We start from the raw sequence: 22,456 nt of genomic DNA, 5'->3' as shown, positions 1-22,456 counted from the left end.
AGGTTGACCTAAAACCTTATAGTTGACGATTCAGTCGTCCGCGACGACGCGATCGCGGCCGGCCGCGAGACCGGACGCCGGGCGCAGCGTCGCCAAACAGTCGAGCCAGTCGCGCATGTGTTCGCCGACGTAGTTGAAGAATTCGCCGTTGTTGTACGCCTCCCAGTCGCCGTCGGCGAGTTCGTCCGCCATGGCCTCGAAGACGCCGGCATAGGAGTCCGCGTCGCCGCCGACGTCGTCGATCACGCGCCAGAGGTGTTCGTTGAGTTCCAGCCCCGGCACCTCGTTGTTCAGATCGTCGAAGGTGCTCCGGGGTGCCTTGTTGTGCTCACACAGCGGCGCGCCGTTGTAGATCCGCGTGCCGAGCACGTCGCAGGCCCGCTTGAGGAACACGCCCGACCAGATGTCGTCGAACCGGCCCACGTCCCACTCGTTGTCGTCCATCGGGAGCTGGTAGAACGCGGGGATGACCTCCCGCCGGAAAGCGAGATTCATCGAGCAGACGGTGAGGTAGTTCCCGCGAGCGGCGACGAAATCGTCGCCGAAGTCGTCGCTCGAGGTCCGGGTCTGGGCCTGCCCCTCGAGGTCGCCGTCCATGAGGATGCGGACGGCGTCCAAGTCGGGGACGTTGGTCCACAGGCCCTGCGAGGCGACGACCTCGCCGCCGCCGATCTCGGTCGTATCGGTCTCGACGGTCTCGCCCATCGCCGAGTAAGGATAGCCGCGCGGGTAGAGTCCGTGAACGTCCGCGTTCTGGTAGAGGACGTTGACCCACTGCTCGTCGGAGGAGACTTCCTCGACCTCGCCCTCGAAGGCGATGTTTTCCATGTGCGTGCCGAAGAAGTCCTGGTCCTCGTGGGGAAGCGTGTCGTCGTCGATGAAGAAGCCGTAGTCGAACTCGTCGTGAGCCCACATGTAAAGCAGGCCGAAACTCGTCTCGGCATGGCTCGCCGCCGGCACGATGTGGCCGTACTCGGAGACGCCGTGGTCGGCGTACCACTCCTCGCGGCGGCTGCCGTCGAAGACCTCGCCGGAGACACCTTCGTCCTCGAGCATGGATTCCATCTCGTCGGTCTCACAGAAGTCCTCGGTGACGAGGACGACGTGCAATCGGTCGAGGTCGAAACCGTGGTTGCGGGCGTTCGCGAAGTACGAGCGCATGCATTCGTACTCCCGGATCGTCGGGACGACGACGCAGATATCCTGGCTCATTGCCCCGCAGTCTTTTAGGCTCGCCTAAAAGCCTGTCGGTCTTCCGCGTCGCCGCTCTCCGCCGTCACCGCCGAAATCGAGAGTCCCAGCGAGGCGACCGCACCGCCCCCGCCGACCAGCGTCACACCGTTTTTCAGCGCGTGATCGACGATCGCCGCCGCCAGCGCCGTGCTCGCACCGATCGGGGTGAGTCCGACCACGAGCGCCGTGAACGCGGCCTCGTAGAGCCCGACGCCGCCCTGTGACAGCGGGAGGACCTTCGCGAGGTTGCCCACGCTGACCGCCAGCGTCCCGACGGCCAGCAGGGGTCCGATCGCCAGCCCGCTGCCCAGTGCCGCGAGCACGAGCACCGCCGTGAGAACGTCGAGTATCCACACCAGCAGGCTCCCGACGCCGATCGCCGCGACCGCTTTCGGCTGCCGGGCGACTATCTGTACGTCGCCCACGAATCGGAGCCCGGCTTCGAGCGCCCCCGCGAGCCGCGGCCGGCCATCGGCCCGCGTCAGCAGCCACGCGCCCAGGCCGTGGTCGGCTCGAGCGGACGTGACGACGACGATTCCGACGCCGGCGGTCGCCGTGCTCACGGCCGCCGCGGCGACGAGAGCGGTCCGCGCACCGCCGGCCGCCGAGACGATCTCGAGCGGCCCGGTCCCGCCGCCCAGCGCGAGCCAGCCGGTCGCCAGCCCCGCGAGCGCGGCGATCGTGGCCAGATCGAACACCCGTTCGACGGCCAGCGACGCGAACCCGGCGGCGTAGGGGACATCGCGGTGGGTCCGCATCACGTACGCGCGAACCGCGTCGCCGGCCCGTGCGGGAATCGCGAGGTTCGCCGTTTGACTAACGAAGACGGCCAGCGTCGGCACGACCGTGCCCCCTCGATATCCCATCGCGGCTAGCACGTCGCCGTACCGGCGACCCCGAAGCGGCCACGAGGCGGCGTAGACGGCGACTGCGGCCCCGATCACGAACGGATCGGCGCTCGAGATCTCGGCCACAACGGTCCGGAGATCGATCCCTCGGAGGGCGACGAGCAGGCCCACGAGGACGAGTATCGTTCCCGCGATCGTCAGCCGACGACGAGTCAGCGCCGTAGCGAGCCGATCCCTCGCGGATCGCTCGCCCTCCCTCCCCGACTCGCGGTCGGCGTCTCGCGCGCCCGATCCCTCGCCCCCGTCGTTCATGCTCGGGTCCTTCGAGCCCAGATATTTAAGCCCACCTAAAACACCTCCTGGCGGGCGATAACGTCACTCTGGAGTATGTTTTCCGGGGCAGAAAACGACGGCAGCCGGTCGGTTCAACGCGGGGCCGCTCGGCTTACTGCAGTTCGTCGATGATCTCGCGGGCCGCCCGTCGCACCGCCTCGTCGCTCGAGCGTCGGGGCTCCCAGCCGAGCGCGGAGAGTTTCTCGATCGAGAGGCGCATCTTCGGCACGTCGCCGGTCCAGCCCCGTTCGCCGCCGGTGTACTCGCGGTCGGGATCGACGCCCAACTCCTCGGCGACGATGGTCGCGATCCGGTCGACCGAGGTCGTCGTCCGCGTGCCGAGGTTGTAGGTGTTCATCGCTCGATCGGCGTGCTCGATCGCGTGGAGGATCGCGTCGAGACAGTCCTCGACGTGCAGATAGGACTTCTCCTGCCGCCCGTCGCCGAGAATCGTCAGGTGGTCGGGGTCGTCCTGTAGCTTCTGGATGAAATCCGGGATGACCGCCCCACGGAGGCGCGGGCCGACCACGTTCGCGAATCGGAAGTTCCAGACCGTCAAGTCGTGGCTGTGTGCTCGTGCGGAGAGCAACCCTTCGTCAGCGAGTTTGCTCGCCCCGTAGGCGCTGATCGGCTCGAGCGGCGCGTAATCCTCCGGCGTCGGCCGCGGGGCCTCGCCGTAGACCGTCGAGGAGGAGGTGTACGCGATCTCCGTGACCCCCGCGTCGGCCATCGCCTCGAGAATGGTGCGCGTCATCCGCGTATTGGCGTCGAACTGGGCGTGGGGCTGGTCCGTGTCGACGTGTTTCGACGCCGCGAGGTGGACGACGAGGTCGATATCGTCGAGGTGGCCGTCGAGGGCGTCGGGGTCGGTGAGGTCGGCCTCGAGGAAGTCAGCGTCGTCGGGGATGCGGTCACGGTCGCCGTTCGAGAGATCGTCGACGATTGTCACGGTTGCGCCGTCGGCGAGCAGGCGCTCGGTCAGATGGGAGCCAATGAACCCGGCTCCGCCGGTGACGAGTACGGCTCGGCTCGAGAGGGACATGATCGATGGTTCATTGGCGGGGTGTTAATCCTGTTGTCTTTCACGTGGGTCATCCCGACGGCGTCCTCACACCACGAGCGATTCAAGGACTTATGTAATGCAAGTTGTAACAGAGACTAACAGTGACTTTCCCCGACGACGTTGAGACGAGTACGGTTCTGTCCGGATACAGCGACCCGTTCGGGTCGGACGCGGCAGAAACGCTTTCCCGCCACCCGTTGGAATCGATCGAAACCGAGTTCCCGCATTTCGTTCGGTCGATCGACTCGCCGGACGGGGTCGAGCGACCGTCGGAGCAGCACCCGGTGTTTTACGGCTGTTACGACTGGCACTCGGCGGTGCACAGCCATTGGTCACTCGTCCGTCAGCTTCGGCTGTTCGACGACCATCCCGCACGATCCGAGATCGTCGCGAGTCTCGATGCCCGGTTTACCGCCGACAACATCGACCGAGAGGTCGACTACTTCGACGCGAACGCGTCATTCGAGAAACCGTACGGCTGGGCGTGGCTCTTGCACCTCGTATCGGAGCTCTCCCTCTGGGACGACGACCGCGCGGACGAATGGAAATCGATCCTCGAGCCCCTAGAGCGGACGATCGTTGCCCTCGTCGAATCCGACTTCCTGTCCCAGGACCGCCCTTTTAGAGTGGGTACCCATCAGAACTCGGCGTTCGCTCTGCACTGCATCCTCGACTACGCGAGAACGGTCGACGACGCGTCGCTGGAGGCTGCCGTTTCCGAGACGGCAGTCGAGTTCTTCGCCGACGACCGCGACGCGCCCGTCGAGTACGAACCGCTCGGCTGGGACTTCCTGTCGCCGTCGCTGACGGAGGCCGACCTCATGCGACGCGTCTACGACCGGGACGAGTTCGCGGTCTGGATCGACGGCTTCCTGCCGGACGTGACTGCCTCGCCGTACGATTCGATTCTCGAGCCCGTCCCCGTGGCGTCGAACCCAGACGAGGACGTCGCGTACCACCTCCTCGGACTGAACGTCTCGAAAGCGTGGTGTCTGGCGGGCATTGCATCGGCCCTCGGCGATCACCGATACGCCGATCTGTTCGAACACAGCGCCGAGCGACACGTCGAGAGCGGTCTGAATCCGGCTTTTACCGAGCATTACGCGGGCTCACACTGGCTCTCGTCGTTCGTGCTGTATCTCCTGACGAGAAACGACGGCGGTATCGCGCCGGCGTCGACTCCCCTCGAGTAACGCCGGCTGGGCGGGGCCTCGTTCGGACCGGCCGATATCACCCGTTCAGAAGCCGTCGCCGTGGCGAGGTCCGTGCGAGATCGGAACCGCTTAGACGCCCGTCGAGTAGCGAAGCAAACCGGCGAACCCGCCGAACGCGTTGAGGAGCTGTTCGCCCTTCTCGAAGTCCGTTGAGATGAACTTGGTCTCGGTCCCGCGCTGTTCGGCGATCTCGATGAGGTGGTCGATCGCGTCCTCGCGGTCCTCGTCGGACCCCTCGACGTCGGTGCCACACTCGGTACAGGTGTGGGTCGGCGTCGACTTGCGACGGTCGATGACCTCGCGTTCGGTAGTCCCGCATTCGGGACACTCGTACGTAATGACGTCCTTCCGGAGGTCCTCGCTGATCAGGAGTCGGTCGACCGACCCCATCATGAGGTTCCGCCGGGTCTGCTCGAAGCCGTAGGTCGCCAGCTCGCCGGCGTTGAGCTCCTCGAAGAACTCCTCCATCACCTTCTTGTCCTTCATCACCTCGGCGTCGGCAAGCGCGTCTTCGGCGTTGTCGACGAGGTCCTTCAGGCCGGATTCGTCCGTGTAGGCGACGTCGAACTTTCCGATGACGTTGTCCTGGATCTCGTGGTGGAGGTAATCGCCGTCGAGGAACTCGTCTTTGGTCGGCGAGGGACCGCCCACGAGGATCCCGTCGAGTTCGTGGCGTCGCGGCACGAACAGGTCGTTTGCCATCCCCGCGACCTCCTGATAGAAGTTGTCGATGGCCTCGAGTCGCAGGCGGGCGAATCGCTGTGCGGACTGGCCACCTTTGCGCTGCTTGCCGGGGACCAGTGAGGAGGCGGACTTGACCGGCTCGATGCGCTTGCCCTTCAGCCAGCCGACGTTCGCCTCGCGGCGATCGAGGACGATCAGGCCGTAGAGGCCCTTGTCGGCCAGCATCTCTTCGAGCGGTTCGGTCAGGAAATCCGAGTCGCAGTGATAGCGGAAGGATTCGATGGGTTGGGGCGGGCTCTCGAGGACTTTGGTGACCATGTCGGTCCGGCCGCCGCCGGAGTCGACGGCACCGGAAAAGAGTACGATGCCGTTGTCCGGCGGGTAGGTGTCGTAGTATCGCAGCCGGTCTTTGATACTCGTCAGCGCGTCCTGGACCGCCGTTCGGGTCTGCTTCGACTTGATGTTGGCCGCTTCGCTGTGTTCCTGCGTGACGTGTTGGACGACGTCACTGATCTGTCTGTCGTCGGGAATGTAGATCGTCACGAGCTGCGTTCCGGAGCCGTCGTAGTCCTTGAGGTCCTCGATGACCTTCCGGAACTCGTACTTTTTCCGGTCGGATTGCTCCTGCTCGCCCTCCTGGCTCATTAGCCGTATAAAACGGGGCTGTGGGTAAGAATCCTTTGACACACCCGCCGGATGCCAACGGCTGCCGGTGGAGCGGGCGACGCGGCCGGGAACGTCCCGGCAGCGCGTCGGGCAGTTGCCGCGAGCCGGGAGGTCACGATTTAAGGTGATGCCGTTCCACAGTCCGGACAGTATCTACGTATGTCCCACGAGACGGTCTATGCCATCGCGAGCGGGAAAGGCGGTGTCGGGAAGACGACGACGACGGTCAACCTCGGCACGGCGCTTGCCGAGGCGGGCGAGCGCGTCGCGATCGTCGACACCGACCTCGGCATGGCGAACCTCGCCGGGTTCGTCAGCCTCACCCCCGACTCGACCACCCTACACGACGTATTAGCCGGAGACGCATCGATCGACGACGCCACCTATCGACTGGCGGACAACATCGTCGCCGTTCCGAGCGGCACGAACCTCGACGAGTACGCCGAAACCTCCCCCGAAGGCCTGCGTGACGCAGTCGAAGCGCTACGCTCCCAGTTCGACTACGTCTTTCTCGACGTCGGCGCCGGTATCAGCCACGAGACCGTCCTGCCGCTGGGACTGGCCGACGCCGTCATCCTCGTCTCGACGCCCGAACCCGCTGCGGTCCACGACACGAAAAAGACCATCGAGCTGACCGACCGGTCCGGCGGCAGCGTCGCCGGCCTCGTCCTCACCCGCACCCACCCGGACGGCGACATCTCCCACGACGACATCGCCGACCGACTCGAGGTGCCCCTGCTCGGTACGATCCCCGAAGACCCGGCGGCCCGCGACAGCGTCTACGCCGGGACGCCGCTCGTCGTCTTCGAGCCCGAGGGTCCCGCGGCGATCGCCTATCGCCGGCTCGCGACGACGGTGACCGGCGTCGAGGTTCCGGTCCCGGCGGACGACGACGGGGACGACGAGACCGACAACGAGTCGACCACCACCGTGGCCGGGTCCGCGAGCGACGACGACGGTCGGGAAGCGGCTCACGACGACGTCTCGAGTGCGATCACGGAAGCCGAATCCGACCCCTGAGCCGATCGGTCCACCGACGGCCGGCCGTCGGTAACCGATCCCTTCCGTCCTCGAAGCGGCCTTCGTTCGGACTCGATGGACCGAATGCAGTGATTACCACCGAGACGTGACCGTCATCGCCGGCTGACAGTCACGCAGTCCGTCTCGACGCGAGTGGCCCGACACGGCCGCGTTTCGATCCGTTTGTCGCCCCCTTCCGACGTCGACGCGGCGGGTCGTAGTTCACGAAATCGCCGTTCTCGCCGAGCGAACCCGTAACGAACTGATTACTAATCACGACGGTTCCCGATGGGTCGGCCATGGAGCGACGAAAAATCCTCCTCGGCAGTGGCGCAGCGCTCGCAACCGTGCTCGCCGGTTGTTCCAGCGACGAGACCGACGACGATTCCAAGTCGGACTCCGACGGCGACGAATCGCTCGATGACAACGACGGTGGCGATGAGACCGACGGAACCAACGATGGAACCGACGACGGAACCGAAATTCCCGGACTCGACAGTGACAAACTGACCCTCGACAGCACCAAGATCTCGATCAAGGACGTGAACAAGGACGGCGACGAGATCGATATCATCGCGACGACGACGACGACCGACCCCGAGACGCTGACCGCGGAACTGCAGTCGCTCGGAAGTACGCTCACTGCGGCGATCACCGACGCCGAGAAGCTCGCGGCCGCGATCGACAGCATCACCTGGGTGCTCGAGAAGGACGGCGCGAAGGTAATGGCATTCTACGTCGACGTCAAGTGGGCGCTCGCGTACATCAACGACGAGATGGACGAGGACGAGTTCGTCGAAAGCGTCCTCGACACGACCGACGAGACGTACTAACGGATCGTGCTGATCGGCGTCGTTCTTTCGGCCGCACCGACGACCAGCCGTCGGGCCGCCGAGCCTACATCGACCGCGGCGCGGCCACGCCTAGGATCGAGAGGGCGTTCGCGACCGCGTGTTTCGAGGCCGCGACCAGGGCCAGTCGCGCCTCGCGGACCGCGGGGTCGACGTCGTCGGCCAGCACCGGACACTCCCGATAGAAGCCGTTGAACCGGTCGGCGAACTCGCGGGTGTAGGTCGCGATCTGGTGTGGCTCGAGGTCGTCGGCGGCCTCGTCGACGACTGCCGGGAAGCGCGCGATCGTCTCGAGGAGGTCCCGCTCGGCCTCGGTCTCGAGCAGGTCGGCGTCGACGGCGGTCTCGACGTCGGCCATTCCGGTCTCGGGATCGATGCCCGCCTCCTCGAGAATGCCACAACAGCGCGCGTGGACGTACTGGACGTAGGGAGCGGACTGGGCCTCGAAGTCGAGCGCGCGGTCCCACTCGAAGGTGATCGCCTTCGTCGGCTGTTTCGAGACGATATCGTAGCGGACCGCGCCGATTCCGACCTGATGGGCGATGCGCTCGATGTCGCCCTCGTCTAAGTCGTCGTCCCGGATGCGGTCGTCCAGTCGATCCTCGACCTCGTCGCGGGCGCGGTCGATCGCCTCGTCGAGCAGGTCATCGAGATCGACGCCGGTCCCCCGGCGCGTGCTCATCTTCCCTTCGGGGAGGTTGACGTACGAATAGAGGACCTGTCGGAGCTGGTCGGTCTCGTTGCCCAGCAACTCGAGAGTCGTTCGGACCTGCTTGGCCTGGAGCTTGTGATCCTCGCCCAGTACCGTCACCGCGCGGTCGTACTCGTCGAACTTCCACTCGTGGTGGGCTAGATCGCGGGTCGCGTACAGCGAGGTACCGTCCGAGCGCAGGAAGACGAGGTTCTTGTCGATGCCGTGGTCCTCGAGTTCGAGTTGCCAGGCGTCGTCCTCGTAGACCGCCTCGTCGAGGGCCTGCAAGCGGTCGACGAGGTCGTCGGTCGCTCCGTTTCGCATGAACCGCGTCTCCTTGACGAACTCGTCGAACTCGGCAGGTAGGCGGGCGAGACACTCCGTCATGCCGCCGAGGACCTGGTCGACGACCTCGCTGACCCGTTCGTAGGCCTCGTCGTCGCCGGCCTCGAGCCCCTGCATGATCGCCTCGATCTCGGCCTCGGCCTCCTCGACGTCCGCTTCGGGCGCGTTCTCGAGGTAGGCGTTGCCTTTGCGGTAGTAGCGTACGAGATCGTACTCGATGCGGTCGCGCTCGGGGTCGTCCTCGAGAGCGGTCTCGTCGAATGTCTCGTAAGCCCAGGTGAAGACGGCCATCTGCCGGCCGGCGTCGTTGACGTAGTAGTGGCGGTCGACGTCGTAGCCCGCGAAATCGAGCAGGTTCGCGACCGCATCGCCGATGATCGGGTTCCGGGCGCGGCCGACGTGGACCGGCCCCGTCGGGTTCGCGCTCGTGTGCTCGACGACGACCGATTCCTCGCGGTCCGACAGGTGGCCGTACGTCTCGTCGGTCGCTTCGGCGAGCGTGTCGGCGAGATAGGCGTCGCTCGGCAGGAAGTTGAGATACGGCCCCTGCGTCTGCACGTCGGCGACGTAGGTCAGTTCGTCGGCATCGATCTCGTCGGCGATCCGTCCGGCGACCTGTGGCGGCGGCGCGCCGGCCTCGCCGGCGAGTCGGAACGCCACGCTCGAGGCGAGGACGCTCGCGACGTCGTCCGGCGGTTCTTCGATCCCGAGATCGTCCGTCGGGAAGTCGAGTTCGGCGAGCGCCCGCTCGAGGGCGTCCTCGACCTCCGCGCGTAGGGAGAGGAACATACCCGCCCGTATTCAGGGCTCGAGTAAAGGAATGTCGGGTTTGGTCTCGCTCCCGTCGCGTCGGAATCGGGGGTGTCAGTCGAGCGCCTGGCCGTTGACCGACAGTTCGCGGTCGACGCCGGGTCGGTCCGAGTCGTCCGGCAGTTCGGCCTGTACCTTCTCGATCAGGAGATCCATCGCCATCCGGTTTGCGCCTTCGGGAATGATCACGTCCGCTTGCTTTTTGGTCGGGGCGACGAACCGCTCGTGCATCGGTTTGACCGTCTCGAGGTACTGGTCGATGACGCCCTTGAGATCGCGTCCGCGCTCGATGACGTCGCGTTCGATCCGCCGCAGGATGCGGACGTCCGCGTCGGTCATCACGTACACTCGCAGATCGAGTAGCTCGCGGATCTCCTCGTCGTACAGGGACAGGATTCCCTCGAGCACGAGTATCTCCGAGGGGTCGACGGTGACGCGCTCGTCGGTTCGATTGTGGACTTCGAAGTCGTACTGTGGCATCTCGATCGATCGGCCCGCCAGCAGCGCCTCGAGTTGCTCCCGAAGCAACTCCCACTCGAAGGCCGATGGATGGTCGTAGTTGACCTGCTCGCGTTCCTCGAACGCGAGGTGCGAGAGGTCCTTGTAGTAATTGTCGAGCGGGATTCGCGTAACGGCCTCGCCGACGGTCTCAGACACCGTGCGCGCGACCGTCGTCTTTCCGGCACCCGTCCCGCCGGCGATCCCGATAGCGAATGACGGTGAACTCATCGTCCGAATCTGGGATGGGGCGCTAATGAATCCCCTGATCCCGTGGCGGCCGCGCCGCCCGCCCGTCGTCGTCGCCGCTCACTCGAGCACCGCGGCAGCCTCGCGAAACCGGGCCTCGTGTACCGGTCGAAACGTCTCACCCGAGGCGTCGAACGCCGAGGGGGTCCAGAACCGCGCGTCCGCGGCGTCGCTGCCCGCCTCCGGGTCTCCCGCGGCGTCGGCACGGTCGGCCACGTAGTGGACCGTCACGACGTGTTTGCCCTCGCGAGGTGGCATCGTCGACGCGCTGAGGATCTCGAGGGCGGCGGGATCGACGGCGACGCCGGTCTCCTCGCGGAGTTCGCGCGCGGCCGCTGCGGGCGGCTCCTCGCCGATTTCCATGTGGCCGCCGGGAATAGTCCACTCGCCGACCCCCGGCGGGACGCCGCGTTCGACGCAGAGGACGGCCGGCTCCGGCCCCGATCGGTCGACGACCGCGACGCCGGCACACGGGACCGGGTTGTGCCAGACGATCGCGTCACAGGGCGGACAGCGCATGCGCTCGCGACCGTCGAACCTGATCGACTCGAGGCGAGTGCCGCAGTCGGGGCAGAACGTCGGCGGTCGGCTGACCATCTACCGACGGATCAGCACCGAACCGTCATAGGGTTTTCAGTCCGCTGCCGGTCAGCGGCACGACGACGTCGTCGTCGGCGTCGATGACGCCGTCCTCGCGGTACTGCTCGAGGGCCGCCGGCGCGACCGCGCAGGTCGGCTCGACGTAAAAGCCGTTGCGGTGGAGTCGGTCTAGCGCGGTTTCGATCGCGTCCCCGCCGAGCGCGATCGCGTCGCCGTCGGTCGCCTCGATCGCGTCGACGATCTCGGTGCCGCGGGCGGGTTCGGTGATCTGGATGCCGTCGGCGATGTCCGTCCGTTCGCCTTCCGCGTCGGTAGTATCGCCGCCGAGCGCGGCGACGATCGGCGCGTAGCCGGCCGCCTGTGCGCCGAGCAGGCGCGGCATTCCGTCGACGATGCCGGCCTCGTTGAGGAGGGAAAAGCCCCGATACGCCCCGAGGAAGAGCGTGCCGTGACCGAGCGGGAGGACGACGGCGTCGGGGACTGTCCACCCTTGCTGGGCGGCCACCTCGAACGCGAAGGTCATCGTCCCGGCGTAGAACGCGGGGTTCCAGGCGTGGCTGGCGTACCAGCCCTCGCCGGTCTGGTACGGGGCACCGCTCTCGTCACCCGTCGAATCGCCGTCGGTCGCGTCGCCTTCGACGGCCTCGAGACAGGCCGCGGTCACGTCCTCTCGGGCTCCTTCGATGCGAACCGGGCGGGCGTCGGCCCGCTGGATCGTCATCAGCTTGGACTGTTTGACGTCCGCCGGGACGTAGATATCCGCGTCGACGCCCGCACGGGCCGCGTAGGTCGCGATCGACGCGCCCGCGTTGCCGGAGGAATCCTCGAGAACCTTCTCGACGCCGAGTTCGACCGCCCGCGAGAGGGTCGTCGTCGCGCCGCGGTCCTTGAACGACCCCGTCGGGAAGACGTACTCGAGTTTGAACCGCGCGTCCCAGTCGGGGGCCTCGACCGTCGGCGTAAAGCCCTCGTAGAAGGTGACGTGCTGCTCGATCGGGAGGAACTCGAAGAACGTCCACAGCCCCTCGCTGGTATCGAGGCTGTGCAGCGGCAACGGATCGCCCTGCGGATGCGGTCGTTCGGTGAACTCTAGGGCGCGGCCACAGCCACAGCGCCACGGCTCGTCCGGGCCGGCCTCGTAGACGGTCCCGCAGTCGGGGCAGGTGAGATCGGAGGCCATCTCAGTACTCACCGACGTCGGTGCCGATCGAACAGACGTACTCGCCGGTCGCGACCTGCGGGAGTCGCCGGGCCCGCCAGAGGATGCCGCTCCCGTCGGCCGTCACCTCGGCCTTCGGTTCCCCGAAGGGAGTCGTTACTTCGAACACCGTCTCGCCGGCACGGACTCGGTCGCCGAGGTCCTTGTGCATGGTCACGAGCCCGCCCGCCGGAGCCCCGTACTGTTCGAACCCCCTGGCGCGGGTCTGGGTCTCGAGCGGCTGGTCGTCGTCGAGGAAGTCGTAGTAGCGGAGGACGTTGAACACGCCGTCGACGCCCGTTCGGATGCTCTCCTCGTCCCAGCCGACGGCCCCGCCGAGTTCGGGATCGACGGTGGGAATCCCGTCGTCGGGAGCCGCGCGGGCCAGTTGGCCGTCCGGCCCCTTCTGGTCGAGGACGTACCCGCAGCCGAAGGCTTTCGCGAGTTCGAGACACTGGTCGTGGAGCCGGTGGCGCTTCCCACAGCGGACGCGGACCTCGTCCAGCATCCGACTGGTCGATCCCTGGTGGAGATCGAGGATCAGGTCCGCCTCGGTCGCGATATCGAACGTGGCGGCCGCGATCCGCTCGCTCGAGGTGCCGCCCTCGTTGCCGGGGTAGGCGCGATTCATCTTCGTGTCGTCGATCGGATTGCGGTGTTCGGCGACCTGGAACGCGTGGTAGTTGACGATCCCGACGATGAGAATCGTCCCCGAGATCTCGGCGGGATCGAGTCGCGGCACGACGCGTTGGACGACGCCGACGCCGTTGAGTTCGTCGCCGTCACTGGCCGCCTGCATGTAGAGGGTCTTCCCCGCAGTCGCACCGTTTACGACGGCAACCGGCAGTCCGAACGGGCTCCCGTCCCGCGTCTCGCCGATCTCGAGACGGCCCGTATCGATCTCGCCGGGCCCCGCGCTTGCGGTTCCGAGCGTCGTCGTCATATGTCCACCACGATGGAGCCGTCTGCCTTTATACTATCCTTTGATCCCGACCGTCGGGCACCGGACGCGAGCGAGCCGGGTCGGTCGCGCCAGGTCGCCGCTCGAGGCCGGGACGCGATAGCGCGCTCCATCGCGCGGTTCGTGTGGCCATCGGAGCACCGATAGCCACACCGCTGTCGCCTACCGGGCGTGAGGGTTCGACGTGGCGATACTGTTGGCCCGTTCAGCCGGTGAGAACGGCGCGGAGCGCGAACCGGAGGTTCTCACGCCGTTCCACGACTCGCCGGTAGAAGTAGGACAGCCAGCGGTCGCCGTAGGGAACGTACTGCCAGACCTCGTACTCCGCGGCCAGTTCGTACTGGGCGTCCTCGCGGACGCCCATGAGCATCTGGATTTCGAACTCGGTGCCGTGGCGCTCGTGGAGGGCCGTCGCGTGCTCGATCATCGCGGGATCGTGGCTTCCCACCCCGATCCCGCCGTCGTAGCGGTCGAACGCGTACTCGAGCAGGTCCCGATACTCCCGATCGACCCGCGCGGGATCGGTGTAGGCCACGTCGGCCGGCGGGTCGTACGCGCCCTTGACTAGACGGACTTTGCCGGGGACGTCGGCCAGTCGCCTGAGATCCGCTCGCGTCCGGCGGAGATTGGCCTGCACACAGACGCCGACGCCGCCCTCGTGTTCCCGCGCGAGGGCTTCGAACGCGTCCAGCGTCGCGTCGGTCGTCGTGTGATCCTCCATGTCGATCCAGACGAAGACGTCCCGTTCGGCCGCCGCGTCGACGACGGCGGCTAACGTCGTCCGGAAGACGTCCTCGCCGAGGTCGAGCCCCAGTTGCGAGGGCTTGACCGAGACGGCAGCCGCGAGCCGCGAGCCCGCAATATCGGCGACGAGGCGTCGGTATTCGGCGGCGTCGGCGTCGACGCTCTCGCGGTCGTCGTGGTGCTCGCCGAGGAGGTTGACGATCCCGTTCACGTCGCGCTCGTTCAACCGACGGACGTGCTCGAGCGCTTCCGCAGGCGAGTCCCCCGCGACGAACCGGTTCGCGATGGGTGGGAGCATATCGGACCCCTCGGGAGCCACGCGTAAGGGTGTTCCTCCGGTTCTCGGCGACGGCCGCGGGCGGTCACACGAGTTCCGGGGCGAACGGATAGCGCCACGCCTCGCCGAAGATGGCTTTCGCCATCGCGACGATCCAGATGACGGCGCTGAGCAGTCCGAGGGACATCGCGGCGAGTACCAAGACGAAGACGGGAAGCAAGACGGCGGATTCGAGGAGGTCCGGCACCGTGACGTACTCGAACAGCGTGTCCAGCCCGATCAGGAGCGCGAACGCCGCGAGAACCGATCCGATGACGAACAGGTGCCAATCGAGCGCGTTCCGAGCGTTCGCCCGCGTGAACTCGTGGCTCGAGACCAGGTAAATGACGACGGCGGCGATCGGTCCGATAAACGGCAGTATCGCGATGAAATGGACGAAGATTCCCAGGAGCGTCCGCTCCGCGAGGATCGACGGGCCGGGTTCGGTCGTGGGCGATTCGGTCGGTGATGAGTTCGTTGACATCGTTTTGAACGTGCGAGGTGAGTCGGCGGCCGTTACTTCGGTTCGAACCTGTTCGGCGTCGGCACGGCTCCACTGACGCCGTCGTCACGGACCGCTCGAGCGAGGCGTTCGGCACCGAGCAGGACCAGACAGACGACGAAGAGGTTGCCGGCGGCACCCAACAGCCCGTGGCTGGCTTCGACGGGGGCGTCTATCGACAGCACGATCAGCCCGACGCCGACGGCGAACAGCACCAGACTGAGCTGCAGGCCAGCCAATACCAGCGTCCTGATACCGGCCGGGTTCCGGAGTCGAAGGAAGTCCGCGAGCGACAGCGTCTCGAGGGGCGAATCGTGATCGAGCGCGCGTTGCCCCGCCGGTGAGATCGGCCACGGTGATTCCGGGTGGTTGATGTAGTACAGCGTGATCGTCTCCGGATAGGTCTCCGCGGCGACGACGTCGATCTCGCGGAGTTCGTCGAGTCGGTTCCGAACGGTCTCCTTGCTGACGGTCGGGCTGACGCGCGAGCGGAGTTGCTGGACCGAAAAGAACGGCCGGTCGGATTCGACCATGACTTCGACGACGTGTCGCTGCGTGAGTTTCTTGTCGAGCGTCGGATCGAGCCGCTCGTCGATCCACGTCGGGAGAGTCGCCATCGGTGGCAGAGCAATCGGCGGGGGATAAATTAAACCCCCAGATGGATTTGGCGGGCACCAAACGCGATGTTGCGCCCGCAAACCCGATCAGTGACCGGACGTGACGCCCGCTGGGTGCGGACGCGAGTCAGGACCGGTCCCGTCGCGAGCGGACCCGCCGCGCGGTGCGCTCGGCGAGCCGGATCACCACACAGAGCAGGAGCAGGTTCAGTGCGGCGGTCCAAAGCCCGTAGTCGCTGTGGACCGGTGCCTCCAGTCCGGCAGCGACCAGGACGATTCCGAGGAGGAACAGCACCAGGCTGAGTTGATAGCCCGCGAGGACGAGCGTTCCGATCGCGTCCGGTTCGCGAAGCAACAGGAAGTCCCTCGCCGAGAGCCGATCGAGCGGGTTCGCGACCGACTGCGGCCGCATCTCGCCCGCGGGATGCGAGTCGGCCGCACCGGGATGATCGATATAGTAGAGGGTCGTCGCCGACGGATACGTCTCGACGGCGACGACGCCGCGCTCGCGGAGTTCCGCGAGCCGCTCCCGGAGCTGGTCCTCGCCGATATCGGGGCCGACCCGCGCTTCGAGTTGGGTGACCGAGAAAGAACGGCCGGTCCGCTGTCAGCATCACCTCGGCGACGCGGCGTTGTGTGAGCGCCCGGCTCGGCCTCGAGTCGATCCGATCTTCGATCCATGGCGGCAGCGTCGACATGCGTCAGTCCCGCTCCATCCGGCATCGCATAAATTCCCGACCGGATTTGACGGACGCCGACCGTCGCTCGAGCGACGGCGACCGTGCTCTCGCGTCGAGCATCGTCTCCCCCCGGAATGTCCCCCGTCACTCCTCGTCCGTCGATCGGTCCTCGGATGGACCCAACGGCGACTCCGTGTGTCGTTGTGGATGCGTTGAGTCACCGAAGCCCCCACTCAGCACGCGTGCGAGCGTCTCCTCGACGGTGTCGTCGGTTTCGATGACGCGGTCGGCATCGGCTTCCACGACGAATCCCGAGGAGACGTTCGGTGACGTGGGAACGAACAGCACTACCCGTCCGTCGCTGGTGGTGTGACCGGTCTTGAACGCCGGCATCTGCGTGCCGTCCCAGCTTCGGACTTTGACCGGTTCCTGCAGGGCCTGTTCCTCGCCGAGCGTGGTCTCGGCCGCGACTTTTGATGCGTTGTAGACGACGCGCAGTCCCGGGACGCGGTTCGCGATTCCGTCGACGCTTCGTGTGAAGACGTCGCCGACGGTCGTTCGGGTCAGGGTACCGATCGCGATCGCGATCAGCACGATAGAACCCAGCGAGACGACGAGTTGGAGAACACGGACGATCAGCACGCGGGTCGGCTCGTGGCCGATGAAGCCGGCCAGCATTTCCGGACCGAGCATGCCCGCCGGCGTGAACCCGATCGCGAGCGCGTAGGCCCGGTAGACGACGTACAGCGTGACGAGTATCGGTCCGATGAGAATCAGCCCGCTCGCGAAGACCCGCTTCCACGGCGTCATTATCGGAACATACGACTGCTCGGACATGAGCCCTTTCCTTCGTCCCGTCGCACCCGACGAGAAATCCGTTGGCCCGTCCGGCGTTCCCGCGGCCGATCGGAACCGGCTACGGCCAGAGCCCTCTGGTCTCTTTCGCCTCCGCGATGCGGGAGAGCGCGACGACGTAGGCGGCATCGCGCCACGTCAGCCCCTTGTCGTCGACCTCCGTGCGGACGTCCTCCCAGGCCTCGAGCATGTGGTCCTCGAGTTCCTCGGTCACTCGCTCGAGGGACCACTGGCGGCGGTTGATGTCCTGGAGCCACTCGAAGTAGCTGACGGTGACGCCGCCCGCGTTCGCGAGGATGTCCGGGATCACGTGCACGCCGCGTTCCTCGAGGATGGTGTCGGCGGCGAAGGTCGTGGGGCCGTTCGCGCCCTCGACGACGATATCGGCGGCGATCGCGTCGGCGTTGTCCGCGGTGATGACGTTGCCGACCGCGGCCGGGACGAGGACGTCGACGTCGAGTTCGAGGAGGTCGTCGTTCGAGATGCGGGATACGTCGTCACCCTCGTCGAGTTCGGTCGCGAACCGCGTGACCGCTTCGGGCTCCTCGTCGTGGGAGGGAATCGCCGAGACGTCGATCCCGTCGGGATCGTATACCCCGCCGTTGACGTCGCTGACTGCCACGATCGTCGCCCCCCACTCCTCGAGCAGACGGGCGGCGTTCGCGCCGACGCTCCCGAAGCCTTGGACGGCGATGGTGGTATCCGAGACCTCGCGGCCGTAGTACCGGACGGCTTCGCGTGCGGCGATCGCCGTCGACCGACCGGGGGCCTCCTCGCGGCCGTAAGAGCCGCCGATGACCGGCGGCTTGCCCGTGACGACGCCGGGGATCGTCTCGCCCTGTTGCATGCTGTAGGCGTCCATGAACCAGGCCATCGTCTGTGCGTCGGTCCCCATGTCGGGCGCGGCGACGTCTTTCGTCGGGCCGACCGCATCGCGCAGTTCCTCGGCGAACCGGCGGGTGAGCCGTTCGGTCTCGTCCTCGGTCAGCGCTTTGGGATCGACGGCGATGCCGCCCTTTCCGCCGCCGAAGGGGAGGTCCATCACGGCGCACTTCCAGGTCATCCACATCGAGAGGCCGGTACACTCCTCGGCGCTGACTTCGGGGTGGTAGCGCAGGCCGCCCTTGTACGGGCCGCGAACGTCGTCGTGCTGGGCCCGATAGCCGGTGAAGACCTCGACGGAACCGTCCTCGCGCTCGAGCGGTACCGATACCTGTTGAACCCGTGTCGGGTGTTTCAGCCGCTCGACGACGCCGGGATCGACGTCGACGTGGGTGGCGGCTCGCTCGAGCTGTCGGCGGGCGGTGACCAGCGCCGAATCGGGTTCGGCTGCCGATTCGTCTTCGGTTGCAGGAGGTTGTGTCGTCATCAGTTGGAAGTCGCGTTGCTGGTACTAGTATCCCGGTTATCCTATACTCCGTGTGAGTCGCGTTACGTTGTGAAACCCTCTCTTGGAACGACGGCCGGTGTCTCCGCGCCGTCGCTCGCGAGGCTGCTCTACCGAACCACCGCCCGTTAAGACACGTCGGTTCGTCCCGGCCGATATGGCACTCTTCGAGACTATCGCGATCGCGTTCTGGGCGATGTTGCCCGCCTACGTCCCCAACAACGCTGCTGTGTTGGCGGGCGGCGGGCGACCGATCGACGGCGGCCGAACGTGGGGCGACAGGCGGGTGTTAGGCGACGGGAAGACCTGGCGCGGCACGGCGATGGGGACGGTAGCGGGCCTCGCGCTCGCGGCCGCCCTCACGTTCGTCGCGCCCGACGCCGGCGACGTGCTGGGATTCGCTGTCCCCGAATTCACCCCGCTCGCGGCGCTCGGTCTCGCCGGCGGCGCGATGCTCGGCGACATCCTCGCCTCGTTTCTCAAACGCCGAAGCGGCCGCCAGCGCGGGGCGATGTTCCCCGGCCTCGATCAGTTGGACTTCGTCGTCGTCTCCCTGCCGCTGACCGCGCTGCTGGCGACCGACTGGTTTCGCGCGTGGTTCTCGCTCGAGGTCATCCTCGTCGTCGTCGTGCTCACGCCGATCCTCCACGTGACGACGAACGTGATCGCGTACAAACTCGGGCTGAAAAACGAGCCCTGGTAGGCGTCGTTCGATCGTTTCTCTTCGCACCGGGCCGACGAAACTGCCGTGCCGTTCGTTCTCGGAGGCACCGATCTACTCGAGCGCCGCGTGCAGATCCGCGACGGCGGCCTCGTGGGCCTCGTGAGCGCGCTCCAGCGCGACCGGTTCGGAAATCATGCCGAAGAAGCCGTGGATCATGTCGTCGTAGTTGTGGTACGCGACGGGGACGCCGGCCGCCTCGAGTCGGTCGGCGTAGTTCGCACCGACGTCGCGCAAGGGGTCGAAGCCGGCGGTGATGACCGTCGCGGGCGGCAACTCCGAAAGGTCGTCCGCGAGCAGGGGAAACGCGTAGACGTTGCCCATGTCGACCTCGGTTTCGAAGTAGTGGTCGCGAAACCACGCCATGTCGTCCGCCGTGAGGAAGTACCCCTGGCTGTTCTCCTCGTAGGCTTCCGTCGCGGTCGCATCGCCGACGCTGGGGTAGATCAGCAGTTGATACGCGATGTCCGGCCCACCCCGATCCCTGACGAGCAGCGACAGCCCCGCCGCGAGACCGCCGCCGGCGCTGTCGCCCGCCACGACGAGCCGGTCCGGGTCCGCGTCCAGTTCGCCGGCCGTCTCCGCCGCCCACTCGAGGGCGGCGTAACAGTCCTCGAGCCCCTCCGGGAAGGGGTGTTCGGGCGCGAGTCCGTAGTCGACGCTGACGACCGGATAACCGGTGTCGGCGGCGAGTTTGCGGCACGTGCCGTCGTGGGTATCGACGTTCCCGATGACCCAGCCGCCGCCGTGGAAGTACAGGAGCAGCGGACGGGCCGTCCCCTCGGTCCCGGGATCGTAGATCCTGAGCGGCAACTCGCCGTGCGGGCCGCCGATCGTTCGGTCCTCGACCGACTCGAGTTCGATGTCGGGATCTTCGGCGACGCGCAACCGGTCGAACAGTTCGCGGGCCTCCGCGGCCGAGCCCTCGTTGAACGACGGCACGTCGAGCGATTCGTAGCGCTCGAGAAACGCCTGCAGGTCCGGATGGAGCTCGTCTGCACTCGTTGGTGTCATCACGCGACACACACATCGTCGGAGACAAAAAGCTACCTGCAGCGCCAGCCGCTCGCGGCGTCGCGATCGGTCGAGAGCGGCCCGATCCCGGCCACGCCGTCCCGATCGCGTCGGCGTCCCGTTCCACACCGCTTATTTCGGTCCGGCGCGCCTTGTCGAGCAATGACGAATCAGGACCTCATCGACGCCCTGCGAGCGGCCGACGCCGTCCAGTTCGGCGAGTTCGAACTCTCCCACGGCGGAACCAGCGAGTACTACGTCGACAAGTACCTCTTCGAGACCGATCCCGACTGCCTCGAGTCCATCGCCGAGGCCTTCGCCGAGCGACTCGACGCCGACGACAAACTCGGCGGCGTCGCGCTCGGCGGCGTGCCGCTGGCCGCCGCGACGAGCGTCGCCGCCGGTGTCCCCTACGTCATCGCGCGCAAGCAGCGCAAGGAGTACGGCACCGGCAATCTGATCGAAGGGCGACTCGAGGCGGGCGAGGAGGTCGTCGTCGTCGAGGACATCGTGACGACGGGGACGAGCCTCGTCGAGGCCGTCGAGGCGCTCCGGGAGGCAGGTGCGACCGTCGAGCGCGCGCTGGTCGTCGTCGACCGCGAAGAAGGCGGCCGCGAGACCGTCGAGGACGCCGGCGTCGAGATGGACTCGCTGGTGACGGCAAGCGAGTTACTCGAGAGCCAGTAACCGGGCCGCCGCTGGCTCCGTAACGGCCACCGATCAGCTCTCGACGGCTTGCTTCAGGAACTGCGGCGTCGAGATCGCATCGAAGACGGCGATACCCAACACGAGGAGTTGCATCGTTCCTTCCAGAAAGAGGAGCGCGATCGCGGCGACGAGTACGCCACTGGTGAGGCCGATACCCCATCGAACGGTCGGGTCTTCCAGGTTCATATCTGCCCCACTATTGATTCGAATAAGAAGCTATCTGTCCGTATACATCAAAACGGATAATTGGATCCAGACGCTGTCGGGCATGTTTGACGATCAGTTATTGCGTTCAGAGTACGTTAACTGGAGGTCGCCATCGAGCGCGTAGTCATCTTCGAGGATGCCACTACTTGTAAGCCCGATCGTCGCGTGAATAGTGAGCGTAGTGGCGGTTTCCGCTGTCGGCTTGACGAGCAGTTTGAGAATACTGATCGTCTCGTCTGCAAGGTCATCCAAATCAGAGATTTCTATGACTGTTCCGGGACCACGGTCAGGCGTGTAGAGCGCTACTGAGGGTGGTGACGAACTATCACCTTCTACTGGCGAGGTGAGAGCGACCTCGGCGGGTGATTCCCTCGCGACTTCGGGCATCCACACTCTGAGTTTGATGGCCTTCACGGCCGTCCCCTCGCGGTGCCAAATCTCGATTGGGACGTCGATTACCCCAGAGCTAACATAGCTACTCGCCCCAAATTTTCCGATGTCCCCATCCGTGGTTGTGAAGACGAGCGTCTTTCGCCCGCTCGAGTCCCCATGGACGGTCGGGTCGGAAAGTGTTTGTTCATCACCTATTGCGCTACACCCCGCCGTTGCGATGACTCCAGTACTACATGCCGCTGCAAGATACTCACGCCTATTCACAGTGCTAATTACCCCACGGCTCATGAACTATTTTCGGATATCTAATAATATTTCAACTCCACCTATGACATATGTAACGACCAACATGACGAACACATGTTCAAATCAAATCACCAATGTATTTGATGGTGCTCTCAAGCACTATTTAGATTAGCTGATTCCAGCAGTCTGCATAGCTCTGTAACCATGTTTCGATGGTTGCTGGATCGGCATTTCTGAAGCAATTTCCAACCTGAGAGAGGCATCGTGTTATCTTCTGGAAGAGAGATTCGACAGCGTTCCGATTGCCATGTGTTTCGTATCGGAATTGGAGTCCGTGAGCATGAAGTGCGGCTTTGAGCCGTGGTGCTGAATCGACGAGAACCACAGCGTCATCGACGTCATGGTTCTCTCGCGGTTCAGTGAGAAACATCGAAGTCAAGTTGGATCACTGTTCCGTCGAGAGCGACGTGATCCGGGTGCTCCTCGTCTGTCGGCTGTAGATCGGCTTTCTGCACCCAGTTATGAACGGTCGATCGTGCCCGTTCGACACGGAATCTCTCTACGACAGAAACAGTATCCGAAAGTCGCAACTCTGCTAAATGGAGTTGGATACTCAATTCTATCAGTTCGCGCGGTGTCGCCTCTCGCTCCACAGAATCTGATCGGATCGCTGCGTTAGATCCATTGAGGCGGTCGATTTCTGGCACGAACCACTAGCAAATTGCACCGCCTCATCCTTCATCCTAATTTGAACACAGCCTCGCGGCCCATCACAATGCTTTTATCCCGCTCGAGAGTACCC

At 65.6% G+C, this 22,456-nt stretch carries 23 protein-coding genes and 1 pseudogene; 5 read left to right on the top strand and 19 right to left on the bottom strand.

Annotated features, from left to right (window positions below; translation table 11 throughout):
• Positions 1–30 precede the first annotated feature (30 nt).
• The 3 genes from ALTAJ2_RS01190 to ALTAJ2_RS01180 form a co-directional block, all read right to left on the bottom strand.
• On the bottom strand, positions 31–1,212 hold the full coding sequence (locus ALTAJ2_RS01190) for an alpha-1,4-glucan-protein synthase (protein ID WP_007108697.1): 1,182 nt from the start codon (positions 1,210–1,212) through the stop codon (positions 31–33).
• A gap of 14 nt (positions 1,213–1,226) precedes the next feature.
• Positions 1,227–2,393 (bottom strand): lysylphosphatidylglycerol synthase transmembrane domain-containing protein, encoded by a 1,167-nt coding sequence (locus ALTAJ2_RS01185; protein ID WP_007108698.1) that lies wholly within the window; start codon positions 2,391–2,393, stop codon positions 1,227–1,229.
• Between the two features lie 133 nt (positions 2,394–2,526).
• A complete protein-coding gene (locus ALTAJ2_RS01180) occupies positions 2,527–3,456 on the bottom strand; it encodes an NAD-dependent epimerase/dehydratase family protein (protein WP_007108699.1) in 930 nt (309 codons plus the stop codon).
• Between the two features lie 122 nt (positions 3,457–3,578).
• Here ALTAJ2_RS01180 and ALTAJ2_RS01175 point away from each other — a divergent pair, with 122 nt between their 5' ends.
• Positions 3,579–4,670 carry a DUF2891 domain-containing protein gene (locus tag ALTAJ2_RS01175; protein WP_007108700.1) on the top strand — a complete coding sequence of 364 codons (1,092 nt, stop codon included), beginning with the start codon at positions 3,579–3,581 and terminating at the stop codon, positions 4,668–4,670.
• Between the two features lie 90 nt (positions 4,671–4,760).
• Here the strand turns inward: ALTAJ2_RS01175 and prf1 are convergent, their stop codons facing one another.
• Positions 4,761–6,020 carry a peptide chain release factor aRF-1 gene (gene prf1, locus ALTAJ2_RS01170; RefSeq protein ID WP_007108701.1) on the bottom strand — a complete coding sequence of 420 codons (1,260 nt, stop codon included), beginning with the start codon at positions 6,018–6,020 and terminating at the stop codon, positions 4,761–4,763.
• Between the two features lie 180 nt (positions 6,021–6,200).
• On the opposite strand from prf1, the gene minD reads away from it, so the two are divergent.
• A complete protein-coding gene (gene minD / locus ALTAJ2_RS01165; protein ID WP_007108702.1) occupies positions 6,201–7,061 on the top strand; it encodes a cell division ATPase MinD in 861 nt (286 codons plus the stop codon).
• A 299-nt stretch (positions 7,062–7,360) separates the two neighbouring features.
• Positions 7,361–7,894, top strand: coding sequence for a hypothetical protein (locus ALTAJ2_RS01160; RefSeq protein ID WP_007108703.1), 534 nt, complete (start codon positions 7,361–7,363; stop codon positions 7,892–7,894).
• Positions 7,895–7,958: 64 nt separating this feature from the next.
• Here ALTAJ2_RS01160 and argS read toward each other — a convergent pair whose 3' ends face one another.
• The 11 genes from argS to gdhB form a co-directional block, all read right to left on the bottom strand.
• Positions 7,959–9,737 (bottom strand): arginine--tRNA ligase, encoded by a 1,779-nt coding sequence (argS, locus tag ALTAJ2_RS01155; RefSeq protein ID WP_050031410.1) that lies wholly within the window; start codon positions 9,735–9,737, stop codon positions 7,959–7,961.
• 75 nt (positions 9,738–9,812) lie between these two features.
• Positions 9,813–10,487, bottom strand: a complete 675-nt coding sequence (udk, locus tag ALTAJ2_RS01150) for a uridine kinase (protein WP_007108705.1) — start codon at positions 10,485–10,487, stop codon at positions 9,813–9,815.
• A gap of 78 nt (positions 10,488–10,565) precedes the next feature.
• On the bottom strand, positions 10,566–11,102 hold the full coding sequence (locus ALTAJ2_RS01145; protein WP_007108706.1) for an NUDIX domain-containing protein: 537 nt from the start codon (positions 11,100–11,102) through the stop codon (positions 10,566–10,568).
• Between the two features lie 25 nt (positions 11,103–11,127).
• Positions 11,128–12,285: a pyridoxal-phosphate dependent enzyme gene (locus tag ALTAJ2_RS01140; RefSeq protein WP_007108707.1), complete on the bottom strand. Its 1,158-nt coding sequence runs from the start codon at positions 12,283–12,285 to the stop codon at positions 11,128–11,130.
• Between the two features lies 1 nt (position 12,286).
• Complete coding sequence (locus ALTAJ2_RS01135) at positions 12,287–13,246, bottom strand: succinylglutamate desuccinylase/aspartoacylase family protein (protein ID WP_007108708.1); 960 nt, start codon at positions 13,244–13,246, stop codon at positions 12,287–12,289.
• 223 nt (positions 13,247–13,469) lie between these two features.
• Positions 13,470–14,306: a proline dehydrogenase family protein gene (locus ALTAJ2_RS01130; RefSeq protein ID WP_007108709.1), complete on the bottom strand. Its 837-nt coding sequence runs from the start codon at positions 14,304–14,306 to the stop codon at positions 13,470–13,472.
• A gap of 64 nt (positions 14,307–14,370) precedes the next feature.
• Positions 14,371–14,808, bottom strand: coding sequence for a DUF4870 domain-containing protein (locus tag ALTAJ2_RS01125; RefSeq protein ID WP_007108710.1), 438 nt, complete (start codon positions 14,806–14,808; stop codon positions 14,371–14,373).
• A 32-nt stretch (positions 14,809–14,840) separates the two neighbouring features.
• The gene (locus ALTAJ2_RS01120) at positions 14,841–15,443 is read right to left on the bottom strand and encodes a hypothetical protein (RefSeq protein WP_007108711.1); all 603 of its coding nucleotides are present in this window, start codon (positions 15,441–15,443) and stop codon (positions 14,841–14,843) included.
• Between the two features lie 127 nt (positions 15,444–15,570).
• Complete coding sequence (locus ALTAJ2_RS01115) at positions 15,571–15,855, bottom strand: hypothetical protein (protein WP_007108712.1); 285 nt, start codon at positions 15,853–15,855, stop codon at positions 15,571–15,573.
• A 412-nt stretch (positions 15,856–16,267) separates the two neighbouring features.
• Positions 16,268–16,933 (bottom strand): DUF502 domain-containing protein, encoded by a 666-nt coding sequence (locus ALTAJ2_RS01105; protein ID WP_007108714.1) that lies wholly within the window; start codon positions 16,931–16,933, stop codon positions 16,268–16,270.
• A gap of 106 nt (positions 16,934–17,039) precedes the next feature.
• Complete coding sequence (gene gdhB / locus ALTAJ2_RS01100) at positions 17,040–18,347, bottom strand: glutamate dehydrogenase GdhB (protein ID WP_050031409.1); 1,308 nt, start codon at positions 18,345–18,347, stop codon at positions 17,040–17,042.
• A gap of 175 nt (positions 18,348–18,522) precedes the next feature.
• Between gdhB and ALTAJ2_RS01095 the strand changes: the two genes are divergently transcribed.
• A complete protein-coding gene (locus tag ALTAJ2_RS01095) occupies positions 18,523–19,068 on the top strand; it encodes a CDP-2,3-bis-(O-geranylgeranyl)-sn-glycerol synthase (RefSeq protein ID WP_007108717.1) in 546 nt (181 codons plus the stop codon).
• 72 nt (positions 19,069–19,140) lie between these two features.
• Here the strand turns inward: ALTAJ2_RS01095 and ALTAJ2_RS01090 are convergent, their stop codons facing one another.
• Positions 19,141–20,100, bottom strand: a complete 960-nt coding sequence (locus ALTAJ2_RS01090) for an alpha/beta hydrolase (RefSeq protein ID WP_007108718.1) — start codon at positions 20,098–20,100, stop codon at positions 19,141–19,143.
• A 162-nt stretch (positions 20,101–20,262) separates the two neighbouring features.
• On the opposite strand from ALTAJ2_RS01090, the gene pyrE reads away from it, so the two are divergent.
• Positions 20,263–20,787 carry an orotate phosphoribosyltransferase gene (pyrE, locus tag ALTAJ2_RS01085; RefSeq protein ID WP_007108719.1) on the top strand — a complete coding sequence of 175 codons (525 nt, stop codon included), beginning with the start codon at positions 20,263–20,265 and terminating at the stop codon, positions 20,785–20,787.
• A 33-nt stretch (positions 20,788–20,820) separates the two neighbouring features.
• On the opposite strand, the gene ALTAJ2_RS19525 is transcribed toward pyrE, so the two are convergent.
• From ALTAJ2_RS19525 to ALTAJ2_RS18425, 3 genes and pseudogenes are all read right to left on the bottom strand, one after another.
• The gene (locus tag ALTAJ2_RS19525) at positions 20,821–20,994 is read right to left on the bottom strand and encodes a hypothetical protein (protein ID WP_007108720.1); all 174 of its coding nucleotides are present in this window, start codon (positions 20,992–20,994) and stop codon (positions 20,821–20,823) included.
• A 93-nt stretch (positions 20,995–21,087) separates the two neighbouring features.
• On the bottom strand, positions 21,088–21,672 hold the full coding sequence (locus tag ALTAJ2_RS20005; RefSeq protein ID WP_239647679.1) for a hypothetical protein: 585 nt from the start codon (positions 21,670–21,672) through the stop codon (positions 21,088–21,090).
• Between the two features lie 145 nt (positions 21,673–21,817).
• Positions 21,818–22,361 (bottom strand): annotated as a pseudogene (locus ALTAJ2_RS18425) (IS6 family transposase).
• Positions 22,362–22,456 lie beyond the last annotated feature (95 nt).

It is taken from the genome of Natrinema altunense, from assembly GCF_000731985.1.
Taxonomy (GTDB): Archaea; Halobacteriota; Halobacteria; order Halobacteriales; family Natrialbaceae; genus Natrinema; species Natrinema altunense.
This window is presented reverse-complemented; position numbering and strand designations above follow the sequence as displayed.